12 protein-coding genes and 1 pseudogene are annotated in these 15,568 nt (G+C 67.6%); all 13 read right to left on the minus strand.

The genetic code is table 11. The features are described from left to right. Positions 1-385 precede the first annotated feature (385 nt). Positions 386-889: pseudogene (locus DSHI_RS23120) on the minus strand (contractile injection system tape measure protein); the annotation flags it as partial. After that, the gene (locus DSHI_RS12500) at positions 886-3,486 is read right to left on the minus strand and encodes a hypothetical protein (RefSeq protein ID WP_012179122.1); all 2,601 of its coding nucleotides are present in this window, start codon (positions 3,484-3,486) and stop codon (positions 886-888) included. The gene DSHI_RS12500 and the pseudogene DSHI_RS23120, both read right to left, overlap by 4 nt. Before the next feature lie 15 nt (positions 3,487-3,501). Next, on the minus strand, positions 3,502-4,542 hold the full coding sequence (locus tag DSHI_RS12505) for a hypothetical protein (RefSeq protein WP_012179123.1): 1,041 nt from the start codon (positions 4,540-4,542) through the stop codon (positions 3,502-3,504). A gap of 13 nt (positions 4,543-4,555) precedes the next feature. Beyond that, positions 4,556-8,416, minus strand: a complete 3,861-nt coding sequence (locus DSHI_RS12510; RefSeq protein ID WP_012179124.1) for a baseplate J/gp47 family protein — start codon at positions 8,414-8,416, stop codon at positions 4,556-4,558. A 17-nt stretch (positions 8,417-8,433) separates the two neighbouring features. After that, on the minus strand, positions 8,434-8,883 hold the full coding sequence (locus DSHI_RS12515) for a GPW/gp25 family protein (protein WP_012179125.1): 450 nt from the start codon (positions 8,881-8,883) through the stop codon (positions 8,434-8,436). Positions 8,884-8,887: 4 nt separating this feature from the next. Continuing rightward, positions 8,888-9,187: a PAAR domain-containing protein gene (locus tag DSHI_RS12520; protein WP_012179126.1), complete on the minus strand. Its 300-nt coding sequence runs from the start codon at positions 9,185-9,187 to the stop codon at positions 8,888-8,890. A gap of 10 nt (positions 9,188-9,197) precedes the next feature. After that, positions 9,198-10,985 (minus strand): type VI secretion system tip protein VgrG, encoded by a 1,788-nt coding sequence (gene vgrG, locus DSHI_RS12525; RefSeq protein ID WP_012179127.1) that lies wholly within the window; start codon positions 10,983-10,985, stop codon positions 9,198-9,200. Then, positions 10,978-11,640: a CIS tube protein gene (locus DSHI_RS12530; RefSeq protein ID WP_012179128.1), complete on the minus strand. Its 663-nt coding sequence runs from the start codon at positions 11,638-11,640 to the stop codon at positions 10,978-10,980. Before DSHI_RS12530 ends, vgrG begins: the two co-directional genes overlap by 8 nt. A 10-nt stretch (positions 11,641-11,650) precedes the next feature. After that, complete coding sequence (locus DSHI_RS22345; protein ID WP_157865329.1) at positions 11,651-11,824, minus strand: DUF5908 family protein; 174 nt, start codon at positions 11,822-11,824, stop codon at positions 11,651-11,653. Positions 11,825-11,857: 33 nt separating this feature from the next. Then, complete coding sequence (locus DSHI_RS12535) at positions 11,858-12,340, minus strand: phage tail protein (RefSeq protein WP_012179129.1); 483 nt, start codon at positions 12,338-12,340, stop codon at positions 11,858-11,860. A 12-nt stretch (positions 12,341-12,352) separates the two neighbouring features. Next, positions 12,353-12,811, minus strand: a complete 459-nt coding sequence (locus DSHI_RS12540; RefSeq protein WP_012179130.1) for a phage tail protein — start codon at positions 12,809-12,811, stop codon at positions 12,353-12,355. Positions 12,812-12,834: 23 nt separating this feature from the next. After that, a complete protein-coding gene (locus DSHI_RS12545) occupies positions 12,835-14,328 on the minus strand; it encodes a phage tail sheath family protein (RefSeq protein ID WP_012179131.1) in 1,494 nt (497 codons plus the stop codon). Between the two features lie 83 nt (positions 14,329-14,411). After that, on the minus strand, positions 14,412-15,410 hold the full coding sequence (locus tag DSHI_RS12550) for a hypothetical protein (protein ID WP_012179132.1): 999 nt from the start codon (positions 15,408-15,410) through the stop codon (positions 14,412-14,414). Between the last annotated feature and the right edge of the window lie 158 nt (positions 15,411-15,568).

Below are 15,568 nucleotides of genomic sequence, written 5' to 3' on the forward strand. Positions count from 1 at the left end.
TCGGACCTGCGGGAGCAGGGTCGGACGGGGTGGCCCCGCGGGAGCCTGCCGCTTCGGACGGATCGACGGGATGCCCCGGCGCGGCCCGCGGCATCGGAGGCACGGCGTTTTCGGCAGGCAGATCGGCAGCGGACCCCGCGCGGCGCTGTGGCGGGGATGGTGCGGCCCGCGTGGACGGGTCCAAAGCGGCGGTTGGATCCCCGGGAACGGCAGATGTGGCTGCGCGGTCTTCCCTGGCCTCAGGCCCTGCGGCAGGCGGGGCGGAGACCGCCGGTTGCGCCGGGGAGGCGTGCGAGAGCGGCTTGTCCGACCCGGGGAGGCCGGCCTCGGGGGCCAGCGCGGCCAGTCGGGCGCGCAGGGGCGCAGGCACATGGGTTGCCAGGCGTTGCGCCACGGCAGGCTGGTCGGCCAGCGAAGCCAGCAGCGCCCGCAAGCCGTCGGGATGGTCGGCCAGGCAGGGCTCCAGCAGGCCGGACAGCCCGGGCGCGGCGGCGCCGGGCCAGTGCGGATAGGTGCCGTGCTGGAGGTAATGGGCGAGATCACGCAGCCGGGCGGGCTGGAGCGGGCCACGGGGCATGCGAGCCCGTGCGAGCGATCCCGCCGCCGCCACCGCCTGCTCCGCGCGGTGCGCATCGAGAGCGGCGCGCAGAGCCTCGGTCAGCCGCCGGGCAAGCTCGTCTTCCAGCACGAAGGCAGGGATATCTCCCAGATCGAGCGCGAGCTGATCGAGGCGCAGGTCCACGCCCGCCTCCTCCAGCAGCTCGGTCAGCAATCCGGGCAGGCGCGCGGCGGCGAAATCACTGAGCCGGGTCTGCACCGCATCCGCCTGTTCGGGATCGGGCAGGTCAATGGCGAAGGTCAGCCGGTCTATGCGGTGATCGAGGCTCATCCTTGCACGGCGTCGCCGCGCCGCCGGGCCCGCAAGGCACGAAACTCGCGGCAGAAAAGATCATGTATCTGGCGGCGCAGGGTCTGCGAGGCCTGCGCGCCCGCCGCAAGTGCTTCGGCAGATGGGGTGCGGGTCGCACGCACGCAAAGCTGCGCGGCGCACCAGGCGGCGTAGGCCCGTGCGAAATCACGCGCCTCCTGCGGGGTCTCCCCATCGAGCCAGAGCATGGCAGGCAGGGTATGGGCAGGCATCTCCTCGGTGACGATGTCAGCCAGATAGGCCCGACGTGCCGGCGAGGTGCCCGAGGCATCCGGGGCCAGCGCGAGGGTGGCACCCCGGGCCGCGAAATCGAGCGGCATCACCACCGGGGTGAAGACCGCATCGAGCGCCCGGGCATCGCGCCCGGCCCCTTGGCAGGTGGCAACCATGCGGGCGATCCAGTCGGCGGCATGGGAGCGGGACCGGAAATTCTCCACCACTTCGATCGAGAGCCCATTAGGACCGACGAGGCTAACGGTCGTGCCATAGCCACGCTCGGGCGACGTGGTGTAATGGGCCGGATCCGCGCCGAGCGCACGGAGTTGCGGCAGCAGCATCTCCAGCGGTGGCAGGGCGGGATCTGGCTCCAGCACCCAGTGCACCGCCCGGTCCCCGATCGCCAACCGGAAGGTCGAGCGCGGCAGGGGGGCGGAAATCGCGAAGCTGGTGCCGATCTCCTCGCGGCCGATCCTGGCCTCCAGCCCGTCATCCTGCAACAGAACGTGCTCGATCAGGAACATGGGCGCGTCATGGCCCGACCGCAGGGCGATCCGGCGCAGCAGCGGGCAGGTCTCCGGCGCGGCGAGATCGACCCCCTGCCCCCGCCCTTGCCCGAGCGCGATCACGTCCCGCAGGAGCGCGGCCTTGCGGTCGAGCAGCCAGCGCTCGAAGATCTCCAGCGGTTGGGCCTTGTCATCGTAGAGCCGCTTCAGCTCGGCGGTGTCGATCCTCTCGCCGAACCTTGCCAGCAGGTGGTCGAGGGCACGGTTGCGCCGCGCCAGGGGGCGGTCCTGGCTGTCGCGCAGCTCCGCCAGACCGTCCTTGTAGGCCGTGAACCAGCCTTGGGTCCGGCCCGGCTCGGGTGTCTCCGGCTGGCCCAGTATCGGGCCGAGGGCAGGCGCATCGTCCGGGCTTGGCTCAGGCCGCGTCAGGGGCTGCACATGGTAGCTCGGCCCCTCGGACGGCAGGGCCAGCAGGTCCGCGGTGGCATCGAGCTGCGCAAGGTGATTGGCGAGCATCTGTTCGAAGATCGCGAGATAGGCCTTGAGCTGGCGCGCCTGGGCCTGGCGGGCATCGCGGGCGGCCCGGGTGTCGGCCACCCCCTCGGCCAGCGGGGCACTGCCCTGCACGCCGTCCGGGCCGATGCCGTAGACACCCGGGAACATGTGCTGGATCGACCGATAGCGCGCGAGCTGCCGCGCCGGATTGCCCAGGGTGATGCGGGAATAGTCGGAACTGGCGACCTGGCGGATGGCATAGTGCTCCTCCCAGCGCAGCTTCTCCTCGCGGTGGCGCAGTTGCACCAGCACCTTGTCCGCGTCGAAGCTGACCTGCGCCCCGCGGCGGAACACCCTCAGCCCCTCGAGGTCCGCAGCCTTGCGCGACAGGGCGGGGATGACGAGGGCCGCGGCGCGCTTGTCGGCGCAGAGCGCGCAGGGACACGGATCCTCGGCGTCGCATCCCCTGGGACAGGGCTTTTCGGGCGCCATGAGGCCATGCACGGTCTCGATCTGGGGCAGCGCGATGATGGCGGCCCGGATCCGAGCGAGGTCGATATCGCGTCCCGGCGGGCTCAGGCCACTATCGGGGATCAGCCCAAGCTCCAGCGCTGGTCCCTCGAACAGGGTTTCGGGCGCGGCGCTGCTGGCGAGCGCTTCATCGATGTCCTCGACCCGGGGCGGCGGGTTCAGCGCGATTTCCGCCGCGAACAGCATGGCCGAGAGGGCAGCTTCGGGATCGGCCTCCGGCGCGAGAGTGACGTCACCGCACAGGGCGAACTCGGCCGTGGGCGCGATCCGGACATGGCGGAAATCCACGCCCAGCGCACGGGTCTTGCGCAACAGCGCCATGGCGTCGTCTTCGATCTGCCGGTGGAGCCGCGCGGGCTGGGCCTCCTCCGCCACATCGGTGGCATAGGGTTGGATCCAGACGTCGTAATGCCCCCCCGCCCCGGAGGTACCGGGATGGGGCAGGATCCAGGCATTGCGCAGGCCCGACACCTGGTCAAAGAGCAGCTTGCGGTAGTCGTTGGAGGTCACCGGGGCGCTGGCGAAGGCCTGCGGGCCCGGAAAGAAAGGCTGTCGCTCCAGCCCGGGGTCGGCGGTGCTGGCCGAGGAGGCGAGGATATCCTCGATCGGGTGATCGGTGCGATACGCCACATCGGTGAGCGCGAAGACCAGCGTCTCCAGGATGGTGACACCCGGGTCGTGGAGGTTGTAGTCGGTCCATTCCTGCCCGCTATAGTGCTGGGCCGCGGCAATACCGGCGGCCAGCAACGCCTCGAAATCGAGGGTTTCGGGCGTATCGGGCGCCTTGGTGATGGTGACATGCTCGGTCATCGGCGCGCGCGCCCCTCAGGCCCAGAGCTTGGTGATGGTGTAATAGACCTTGGCCTCCTCCGGCCCCGGCGGCAGGGGCGGGCCGCGCAGCTGCAAGGTCCATGTCCGGTCGTCCATCAGCGCACTGCCTCCGGCCTTCTTCCAGCGCAGGCTGACGGCGCGGGATTTCAGATGGCGCAGGCGGTTGAGCTGGCGCAACAGGTAGAGCCCGGCCAGGCCCAGCACCGCGAGGGGCAGGTAGACCGTCACCACCTCGCTGGCCTCCACCCCGGTGATGCGCAGGCTGGTCATCAGGCTTCCGACCCCCTGTTCGAGCTGCGCCGCCGCCCGGATCAGCGCGTCCTGCGCCGCACCCTCGGCCTGGGTGCCGATCAGCAGCAGACCCAGCAGGAAAAGACCGAGGATGATGCCGAGAAACAGGGCAAGGCTGGTGCCGACCCCCTCTGCGGAGGGTTGGCTGGTCAGCGAGAGCGCCGGTTTGCGATGCCCGCCCACCGCCGTGCAGGTCCCGTGGGCGATGCCATTGGGCTCCGTCGTGATGCCGAGCAGGGATTTGAACGCTGTCCCGAACCCGGTGGTCGCGGGATACACGGTCCGGGCGGTGGCCGCCGTGATCTCGAACGCGCAGGGCCGGCCCGGCATGGCGAGAATGTCATGCCAGCCGCCATCGCTCGCCACGCTCGACATATGCGCCACGGGCAGCTCGGTCTGCCCCTCCTCGAAAGCATAGGCGTCGAGCTTCGGACCCAGCCGACCGGCGGCATTGACCCAGCCACCCAGCAGGATGTCGCCCGCCTCGACGCTGGCGGGCGGCTTGCCCTCGGCGTCGAGTTCCAGCACCCGCAACTGTGCGTCCTCGTTCACCCCCAATTGCCACTGGCCCGGGCTGGGCCCGAGGGTGATCTCGCCGCGCGCCTTGAAGTCCTCGAAGGCCTGCTGGGCCTTTGTGAAATCGTCCTTGTGGACCATGGAATTGATCAGATCGGCGAAGTTCTCCCCGGTCGGCAGTTTGCCGTCGGAGAAGTTCTTGATCAGGTCGTCGACTTTTATGGTCATGACTGGGACGAGCTCACTTTACCAGGAACACCGCATCAAGCGCGTGGTGTCTTGTGTCAGGGGCGAAGGCCGGGGGGCGCGTGTCTTCGAGACGGGTCAGGATGAGATCCTCCCCGATGGTCAGGTTGCCGATCCCCGCAGGGCTCGGGCGCAGCGGCAGACTTGCGGGATCCGCGCTGTAGCTGGCGAGCTTGGCGGGACTTGCGGCGATGAAATCCGCCCCGACCTCCAGGTCGCCGATACCCGTGCGCGGCGGCAGGATCGAGATCAGGTGACGGCGCGCAGGCACGAAGACCGAGGACGGCGTCACCCCGAGCAGGACCGCCGCCCGATCGCCGTCGGGCGCGTCGCGCAAACGGGCACTGTCCTTGAACCCGTGCGGCCCCAGCGCGCTGCCATTGGCACGCCGGGTGCGAAAGACATGCAGCACCGAGAAGCCCAGGACCTCCTCCAACCCGGGCATGGCGCGCAGATGTTGCAGCAGCATGGCCACGTCGAGCCGGGCCTGCCCGATCGGCATCGGGGCGTCCCGGGTCTGCATCCAGGGCGCGATCAACCCGGCCACATGAGCCGTCACATCGGTCACCGACAGCGCGACGCTGCCCGGTCGCGGCACCAGGTGTGCCTGCACGCGGATGGTCTCGTAGGACGGGTTGCGCACGTCGATCCGCGCCACTGGCAGAGAACTGCGCGCGGCCAGCCATGCGGCGATCTCGGCGCGCAGGTGCAGGGGCACGCGCGGAAACCGGGTCGGGCGGTCGGGCGCGCGGACAGGTGCCACGACCACCTCCACCCCGCCCGCACCATCGGGCAGCACGCGAACATCGCCGATCTCGTCGAATTCCTGCAGCACCATGCGGGCATAATCCATCGGCCGCTGGGCGCGCATCTTGTGGCCGAGACGCTCGGACAGCCGCACCCGGAAAGCCGCATCGCGCTCGGGCGCGCGGCCGCCACTACTGGGCACGGGCTGGGTGATCTTGGCGATGGCTGGGCGCGCGGCGAGAAACCGGGTGATCTGGCCCGCGGGCAAGTGCGGCGCGGCGCCCGCCTGCGCCGTGACCACGCCGGGGGCGGCGGTGATCCGGCGGGTGGCACGCACGCCGTGGGTGGTGATGTCGACAATCCTGCCGAACCGGCGCCGATTGCCGCGCAACGCCACCGAAAGCCAGACCAGGGGCGCGTCGGAAAACTGATCCGTCTCTTGCGCGGTCTGCGGCAGGGCAATCTCGACCACGCCCCGGGTGGTCAGCCCGTGCGTGGTGTCCTCGCGAAGGGCACCCGCGGACACTTCCCGCCAGCCGCCCGCGCCCAGGTAGTACCAGCACACTCCGGGGCGCGGGCCGGGATCGCCGGGCGCCCAGCTTTCGGCAAGGCTGTCGCGGATGTCGAAGAAGAGCGAAACCGTCTCCGGCAGGCGGGTGCGCTCCAGACCGATCATCAGGTAGCCGTCCACGTCGAGATCCGCGCGCAGCAGGCGCCGGCTGCCGGAGGGGCGCATCGGACCATGCACCATCAAGTTGTAGAAGGCGATCGGATCGCCCTCGCCCAGGGTCTCGCAACGCACGGCGGCGCGGTAGCTCAGACCGACCCCGGTCAGCATCGGCAACAGCGGTGGCCTGGGCGGCGGCGCCTCGGTGTCCTTGGCCAGCGCCTTGGGCGTGACCGCCTTCAGCGCCTTGGACAGGGCGCCGGGCTTGGGCTTCATCGCCGCGGCGGCGAGGAGCTCGGGATAGAGCCGCTGGCCGAAGCCGAATCGCGGGCCGGTCAGCTCCACCCGGAGCGTGCCGGGGGGCCTGGTGTCGGGCCGGGCGAGGGGCGCGGAGGCCGCGGGGTCGGATCGCCCCTCGGGGCGCGGCAGGTGGGGGACATGCCACGCGGTCTCGGTGGCCACGCCGCCCTTGGCATCGATCCCAAAGAGCGGCGCGTCCCTTTCCGGGCGCGCAACACCAGGCCCCTGCACCGGCAGCGGATGCCAACTCACCCCGTCGCTGCGCGCCAGGCTTGCGCGAAAATCGGTCTCGCTCAGCTTGGGCGCGTAGCCCGCATAATGGCTGGCGAAGGTCTCCGGCGGCAGGGGCAGCCCGGTCCAGTGGAAACACAGGCGCAGCTGCGACGGCTGCTTGCGTGCCAGTTCGGGCGCGGCGACCGTCAGGCGTGCCCGCGGCAGGGGCATGGGCCCGAAGGGCGCGAAGGGCTTTCCCGGCGCCACCGGGGCGATATCGGTTTCCATCTTCAGGGTGGTGAGGTCCGTAACCTCCACCGCGAGGGTCGCGCCCAGCACGCGCAGCCGGTGGAGCGGGGAGTAGGCAAACGCCCGCGCGGCGGGATTGAGGACCACGCGCAGCACAGGCTCGGGATGGGTGTCGGGATGGGACGCGAGCGGTGGTGCGGTGGCGGGCACCGACAGCCGCAGGCGCAGCGCATCGGGGTCGTCGGGATCCGCCCCGAGAGTGACTTCGGACACCGGATGCCAGCCGGTCGCGGTGGTGATCGACACCCGCACCGCCTCGGCCAGAAACTTCGCGAAAATGTCAGGGGGCAGCTTGCCTGAGCCGGTGTCCTCCGGCGCCCCCTGGTAGCGGTCGGCGAGCACCGCCTCGTACTCGGCCAATGCGCGCGCCAGCGTGCTCTCACCCTTGGGATCACAGGCCAGCGTCACGGTGATGTCGCGCTGCCCGCCCGCAAGCTCCAGGATCGGCGCGGCGAGGGCAAAGCCCACATGCGACGGCGCGTCCAGCCCGGGACCGAAAGGCGACCAACCCAGGTCCGGGTCCGCGAGCGGCGCGCCCCGCCCGTCTTCGGAATTGGCCACCGGGTAGACATCCACCGCCTCGACGAAGGGCGCACCACCCCGATCCCGCAGGGCCATGTTGCGCTGCACCGCCACGGCGCGGATATGCGCGACACGGGCGGCGGTCACTTCGACCGCGCGGTCAAGCTCGAAGATCGCCGCCTCCGGTCCCGCGCCGCTGCCCGCCACCAATGGCGTGCCCGCCTCCAGGGTCAGCGCGCGCGCGCCCGGCGCCAGCGCGAAGGTGACATGGGTGCTGTCGGGGCGCGCAGGTTGCGGGGCGCTGCGCAGAACCTTGCGGAAATAGAACTCGAGATGCCGGTCGGTCATCCGGTTCAAGTCGGCTTGCGCCTTTTGCAACAGGTCCACGAAGGCCAGGAACAGACCGAGATGGCCGGGATGGTTGCGCCGCTCGGCCAGCGCGCGGTCGAGATAGGTCTCGGCGGCCAGCGCGACCTGCGCTGTGGCACGGTTCGCCGCACTGACCGCCCGCGACAGCGCCGCAGGATCGGGCAAGGCAGCCGCGAAGACCTCTGTCGGGCCGAGACGGCGGGCGGCCTCGGCCCGCGCTTCGACCTCCAGGGGATCGAGCGCCCGGCGCAGCGCCGTGAAGGGCGCGCTGGTCAGCTCGGTCTGGTCGGGCCGGGACAGGGTATGGGCGACATCCGCCACGAGGCTGTCTGGGGCTGCGAACACCGCCATCTCGCGCGCGCGGTCGCGCCAGTCCCAGATCCGGACCGTGTCCATGACCACGCGGCGGCACATCGCTTGCGGCGCGGTGTCGCTCATGGTGGCGCGATATTCCAGGGCGGCATCGACCGAGGCGATCTCGGCCAGAAGGAAAGTCAGATCATGGCGGAAGAACGCCTCCCACGCGCCCTGCCCCTCGGGCCGCGGGCCATGGGGTCGGTTCTGCGCATCGTAATAGGTCAGCAGCCGCGCCAGCCCCGTGGCCGTGTGCACCAGTTGCGCCCGGCTGCGCTCATCGAGCCGAAAGTAATCCGTGGCCAGAGCCTCGGGCGCCCGCGCGGCGCGGGACAGGTGCCCGGTATGGGCGGTATGGGGGGACGGGCGGGTCATCGGACGGTCAGACCGCCCTAGGGCATTCGGACATTCGTGCCCTCCTTGATGTAAAGCGGATAGACCATGTTGCTGCGCGAGTTGATCGCGGGCACGTCGTAGTCGAGATGGATCGCAAGCACCCCGTCGGCCGCCCGGGCGGTGTCGAGGGTGACGCTGCGCAGCTTGATCCGCGGCTCGAAGAACAGGATCGCGTGCTCGATCCTGGAGCGCAGCGCGCCGAGCTGCGTGGCATTCAGCGGTGTGTCCACATCCCCGGCAAGCCCTGCGCCGTATTCAGGCTGCAACAGGCGTTCCCCGCGGAAAGTCGAGAACAACACCCGCAGGCTTTCATGGATATCTTCGTGATCGCGCACCATGGTCAGCGCCCCCGGCCCCGACGCGCGGCCCTGGCCATCGAGCGCCACATCGAAACGGGGCGGAAAGGACCAGCCCCGGCCGAGAAAACTCTGTGCGGGATCGGACATCCGCTTAGCCCCCGATGATCACGGTGGGCGCACCGAGCACGATGGAGCCGCCATGGGCCGTGGTATCGCCCATGCGCGCGGCGGGCCGGCCGCCGATCATCACGGTGCCCGAGCCCTTGACCACCGAATCCGGCGGGCCGACGCAGATCGCCATGTCGCCCACCACCGAGGCGGGCAGTTTCTCGATCAGGACCGTGGGCACGCCGGGGCCCGAGATCGGGCCGCCCACATGGGGGATCGGCGGCAACCCTGGGGTCTGCATCGGGCAGGTGTGCATGTCTGTCAGTCGCGCTGCTGGCGGCATTGCTGTCTCCTCAATTGATCATGACCATGGCGCCCTTGACCGTGGTCTCGCCGCTGGCCGACAACTCCGCCGATGCGCCGCCCTTGGCGGTCATGCCGATATCGGCCTCGGCCGAGACGTTCATGCCCTTCACGCTCACATCCGCGTCCGACGAAACGGTCACCCCGCTGGCGCCCGAGATCTTCACCGACGCGTCGGCGGAGATGGTGATGTCGCTGGGCGAGGTCATGGCGATGCCCGAACCCGACATTTCCAGCTTGTTGTCGTTGCTGTCGGTGATGGTGACGGAAGTATCCTCGTCGCTCAGCACGATCTTGTGCCCGCCCGGGGTCTCGACGGTGATGATCTTCTTGTCGTCGTCGAAGGTGACCTTGTGCTGCGCCTTGGTCACGAGGGTCTTGATGGTGTTCTCGGCATCGGGGACGACAGGGGCGGGGTTCTTGCTGGAATGCAGCGCCCCCAGCAGGATCGCGCTGTCCGGGTCGCCATGGAGAAAGCCCAGCACCACTTCGTCGCCGATCTCGGGCAGGAATTCGAAGCCCGCGTTGTTGGTGGCATAGGGACTGGCGATCCGGACCCAGACCCCCAGGTCCCCGCCCACCCGCAGGGGCATCGAGACCTGGATCCGGCGCTCGCCCTCGGGGTCTTCGTCGGTCTTGAGCACGGTGGCGATCTCCAGCCCCGTGACACCGGGGCGGACCGCGGCCGCCGGCGCGGGGCTGACATCGCGCTGCGCCTCGGCAAACCAGTCCGGCGACAGGCCGAATTCGAGCTGTGTGTCCCAGCTCCCTTCTGCGAGCGTATGGCGCACCCCGACCATGTAGGCACTTCCATTGAACACCGCGCCCAACCCGGCCAGCTCGATCTGGGTGCCGGGTTTCAGGGTCGGGTTCCCGGGCACCTTGAGCTGCCCCGCATAGCGCGCCATGCGGGATTTCAGCAGGCAGGCACTCGCCCATTCGGCCAGGGCATCGTCGGTCTCGGCACCGGGGCCCTGCAGGGTGGCGCTCTGCCCGCCGAGCACGGCGGACAACTTAGCGCCGGTCAGGGTGCCCTGCTTGTTGACCGTGGGCTCGGCGCCTTTGCCGGTGATCACCGCCTGGGTCTTGGGGTCCCAGGCCTGGGCGGTCACGCTGTCGAGCTGCGCCGTGGCCGACAATTCAAGGTCGAAATCGAGGATCGAGTCGCCATAGGTGGCGTTCAGCACCGGGTTATCGAATTTCGGCGGCGCCACGGTCAGCTTGCCCGCCTCCACCGTGACAACCATCCCGTTCACCTCGGCCCTGGACAGGATGAAATCCCAATCCGAGCTGTTGGCCCTGGCCTGCTGGGCGACCTTCAGGCTTGTCGCGGTCACATCCGCGCTCAGCCCCGCATCTCCCACGATTTTCGCGATCACGTCGCTGTCGCTCATGTCGAGATACTGGGCCGCCGCGCGGCTCACGGTCAGGGCGACCGCCTTGTCCTTGCACAGCACCTCCAGATAGGTACCCCCGCCCGGGTCCGCCCGGATACGCTGGCCCACGATAATGCCCTTGAAGACGCTCTGGTTCTTGCTGTGGTAACCCAGCAGGATCTCGATCTCGGCACCGGGCGTGAAGGTGGACGAGGCGCTGACCGGGAAATCGGCCTCCGCGCGGCTCCCGTCGGCGATGTTGATCACCGCCTCGGGCACGCGGTTGAGCCGGTGGTGGACGCTGATGCCGGACACCATCACCATGTCGGGGATGGTCGCCCCGTTGGTCTTGATCTCGGAGGTCACGAGATCCGCATTCGGCAGCCAGACGCTCTCAGTCATGGCGGCTCTCCTCGAAGGGCGGGAAGTTCAGCGCCCGGCCCGCGGTCAGATGCACGAGGTCGTTCATGTCATTGGCCCGCGCGACCTGCGGATAAAGGTCCGGCCGGTCATAGACCCCGTAGGCCATCAGCGGCAGAGTGCTGCCCGCGGTGACCACCTGGGCATGGGTCAGGTCGGCGGATTTCTTGTCCCCCAGTCGGGCGAGATCCTCGGGCGTCAGGTGCTGTCGGAACGCCACGCTGAGTTGGGCCCGCAGAGGCGCGCCGGAAGGGGCAAAGAGCTGGTAGGCGATCTTCAGGCTGGTGAGCATGCAGTTGAAGGTCAGCCCGCCCCACACGATCTTGAGGTAGTTCGGGCTGTGCTGCGCGCCCTGGTAGGTATAGGCGAGGGTGCGGAAGCTCTCGATTTCCTTGGCCACATCGGTCACGCCAGGCACCACGCCGGTGGCGTCGATCACGAAGTCGAACGACATTTCTTCGGCGTTCTGGGTGTGGAATTTCAGAACAGTGCCCGCCGCGTCGTTGTCCTTGGCGGGCGCGAAGCTGGCCGAGTGGCTGTGCGACAGGGAGTTGGGGTTGATCTGCAAGCTGTAGCTGCCGGTCTGCGACCGCAGCTCATTGTCAGAAAACGCCTGGATCTGAAGCTTGGAGAGCATGGCCGCCGCCCTACCGGGTCCGGCTGCGGGTCAGTTCCTCGCGGATCATCCTCGCGCAACTCGCCAGGATGTCTGCCTTCAGCCGGGCCGCGGCCTGCGGGTCCTCCCCATGGCCCTGGGCCTCCTGCGACGGGCTGTCCATGATCCGCGCCTGCAGCACGATCTCTCGAATTTCGACCGGCATGTCCCCCCCTTTTCGTCCGTCCGGCCCGGCCCGTCAGGTACCGGGCGTGTTGGCCTTCTGCATCTGGTTGATCTTGCGTTCGACCCGCTGGTAGGCGAGCTCGATGCTTTCGACCGCGATACTGTTCTTCTGCGCACCGAAGCTGTCCACGGTCCACTTGACCGGCCAGGCCTCGACGACCGACCAGCTCATCGTCGGCTTGGCCTTGGCATCGAGCAGCGACACCGACAGGGACTTGGGCTCGATCGGCACGCCCAGATCGCCCTCGATGACCGACTTGCACCAGGTGAACAGCGGCGAACTGGCCAGCATCATCCCGCGTTTCAACACCAGGTTCGGCAACTTGACCTTGCCGGGCAGCTTGTGCGCGAACCGGTTCTCCCCCCCCTCCTCCAGCGGGGTCATGGCCCGTTCGGCCGTCAGCCCCGAAACCTCCTGGAACCCCTGGTCCACCACTGCCGCGTTGCCCGCGATCCGCACTGTGAAGGAAAAGGCGACAGGGGGGTAATAGGTCATCGCCCGACCCTTTTACCCGTTCTCGATCGTCAGCTTCTCGTGGGCGAGCTCCAGCGTCTCGACCGCCACCTCGTTGCCGTCGGACTTCATGTCCGTGCCGGTGATCTTGACCGGAAACGCATTGGCGAGCTTCCACACCATGGTCGGCTTGTTGGTCTGATCCAGCAGGCTTATGACCACGGATTGGCGCTTGATCGTGTTCAGCTTGATCTGCTCAAACCAGGTCCAGAAACGGTTGTCGCTGACGAAGATGCCCTTCTTCAGGGTCACGTTGCCGGACTTGATCAGCCCCGGCATCTTGATGACGTTGAAGGCCGGGTTGTCGCCGGCGCGGTAGGTGATCGCTTCGGACTCGGTGTCGAGGCCCGAGACCTCCTGAAACGGGATCTGCCCCGGATCGCCAAGATTGACGCTGAAGTAAAACTTCGGCAGCGGCCATGTGGCGCCCTGCTTGTCTCCTGCATCAGCCATGCTGTGCCTCCCTTACGCGCCCGTCAGGACGTCTGCATCTTCTGTTGGAACGTGATCACGATGAATTCGGCCGGGCGCACGATGGCCACCTTGACCGAGACCCGCATGTAACCGTCGAGAATGTCATTGCCGGTCATGGTCGACCCCAACCCCACATCGACCTGATACGCCTCGGCCGGAGTCGCACCGGCCAGCGCGCCGGACTTCCACTGGTTGTTGAGGAAATTCTCGATCATGGTCCGCACGGTCAGCCAGGTGTTCGCATCGTTGGACGCGAAGACATAGGATTCCGCGGCCGTGGCGATGGATTGCTCCAGCATGATCAGCGTGCGGCGCACGTTGATATATCGGTAATCCTGGCTGTTGCCGTCGAGGGTCCGCGCGCCCCAGACCAACACCCCGCGCCCCAGGAACGACCGGATCGCATTGATCGCCTTGCCGTCCAGTGGCACGTTGAGGTCTTGCTGTTCTTCGTCGCTGATCGAGACGGCGGGCGACATCACGTCCATGATGCCCGTGTTCGCGGGCGCCTTGAACACACCGATCTCGTTATCGGTGCGGGTATAGACCCCGGCCATCGCCGCCGAGGGCGGTTGCAGGTTCATCGCGTCCATCAGGTCGAGCATCGCCTGCTTGTAGGTTTCGCTGATGCTGGCCAGCGCCTGGTGGGTCTTGGTCACAACGCCGTCGGAGGTGTCATCCCCGTTCATCGTATCCAGATATGCCTTGATCGCCTTGACCACCTTGTCGGCCGCCCCGGAGAACTCCTTGGTGATGTGATCGGCCAGGTCCTTGCGGCTGTCCTTCGTGATGTTGAGGTAATTGACGTCCGTGGGACCGAATAGATTGGTGTTCACGAAAGGGTAATAAGCCGCGCCATAGCTCATATTGTCATACTCGATCAATTGGCGAAATCCGACCTTTTCGTCGGAAATGACATCGATTCCGTCGTCGGAATTGCGGGGCTTGAAACCGTTGAACACATCGAGAATCGCAATGCGGTTCTGCATTGCGATGCAATGGGGGAACGCCTTGTCCCAGATCTTCTTGTAATCAGCCTCCGAGGGCATCAGCACCGAGTCCGGGATGACGACCATGGTCGGCTCCGGCTCTTTCTTGAGGGCCGCCCAAACCTTGTCCCCGAAGGCGTCCGCGGCCTTCTCGTCGCCCGAGTAGTTGCCGATCGACACGATCCAGCATGGCCCCCCGCCATTGTCGAAAAACAGCCGCATCCCGTTGAAGAGATTGTAGAGGCTGTTGGCCTCGGCGGTCAGGGTGATCTTGCCTGCATCATCCACCGCAAAGGTGTATTCCGGCGTCGGCCCCATGCCGAAGATTTTCATGTACTCCGCCATGGAGGTAAGCCGGATGGGCATGTTCGTGACATTCGTCGTGCCGCGCATGGCCCGCTCGGTATACCCTATGAAGACCGGCACCGCGGTTGGCACTTCGACCACCGAGTTCGGGAACGCGGGCAGTTCCTTGATGTAAACGCCGGGTGTTTTCTCTTGTGCCATGCCTACCTCCGATGGTGTGGCGCGAAATCAGGGCGCGGGCCCGGTGCAGGGCATCGCGCCCCACCCGTCGCGCGCCCACCGTGTCAGCTTGCCGCCACCATGCGGCAGGATGCTTTCGAAGCGATATCGGCGAGCGTGGCGGCGTAGGTCGCCTTGGCCGCGGCGAAATCCGCCTCTGCCGTGGCGTTGTCGAGCGCCATCTTCTTGCTGGCTGTTTTCATGGCGATCCCGAGCTTGGTCTCGGCTGCCTCGGCCGCGGTTTTTGCCGCGTCCAGAGTGGCTTGCGCCTTGTCGAGCACAGCCTGCTTTGCCGCGAGATCGGCGGTGAGCGCGGTCGCCTTCGCCTTGCCGTCGGCATAGTCCTGCTCGGCCTTGGTCTGGGCTGCTGCCGCCTCGTCCACCTCGTTCTGTGCCTTGTTGACGGCGATCTGGGCCTGCACGACGCTCCTGGCCATGGCATAGGCATTCTTCTGCACGTCCGCCTTGACGTCGGCCATCTGGTCGTCGTCGTTTGCGATCCCCGCCAGCGCGGTCAGGGCGTCCTGCGCCACCTTGTTCTTGGCAATCGCGGTCGCCTGTGCCGCCTTGGCCGCATCGAGCGCGGCCTGCTTCTTGACCGCCGCGTCCTTGGCCGACTGCGCCGCCTTCTTCAAGTCTGGCAGCGCATCCTCGGCCGCCTGCGCGGCTGTCGTGGCCGCATCCAAATCGTCCTGCGGGTCTTTGAGCTCCTTCTCGGCCTCGGTGACGGCCTTGTCCGCCGCATCCTTGGCCTTCTGGGCTTGTCCCGTGGTCTGGGTGTAGGCGGCGGCGGCGGCGGCCATGGCTGTGGTCTGGGCGGCGGCGGCCTGCTCCAGCGTCAACTCGGCCGTGGCACGGGCCTCTTCGTCCTGTTGCTGGTCGCGATCCTGCTCCGCGGCGCGCTTGGCGTCATTCGCCGCCTTGGCGGCCTCTTTGGCCGCTTTCGGATCCTGCGTCGCGGACGCATCGGGTTTGGGTGATGAAGATTTCGATTTCGTGCCCACGCGTGCAGACGCGGTCTTGGCCTTCGATGCCACAGCCGAGTCCTTATCGGTATCTGCCATTATTCCCCCCAAGGCATACGCCATAATGGAGCACGCCTTATGTCAATTACATTTTGGAAAACGCACCCCTCCCTCAGCAGCGAATGAAGGGGCCGGTACAGCAAAAACTTTGTGGAGTTCACGATTCCACAACAATTCTCGTTTGAACAGCTTTTTTT

This window comes from Dinoroseobacter shibae DFL 12 = DSM 16493, from assembly GCF_000018145.1.
GTDB lineage: Bacteria > Pseudomonadota > Alphaproteobacteria > Rhodobacterales > Rhodobacteraceae > Dinoroseobacter > Dinoroseobacter shibae.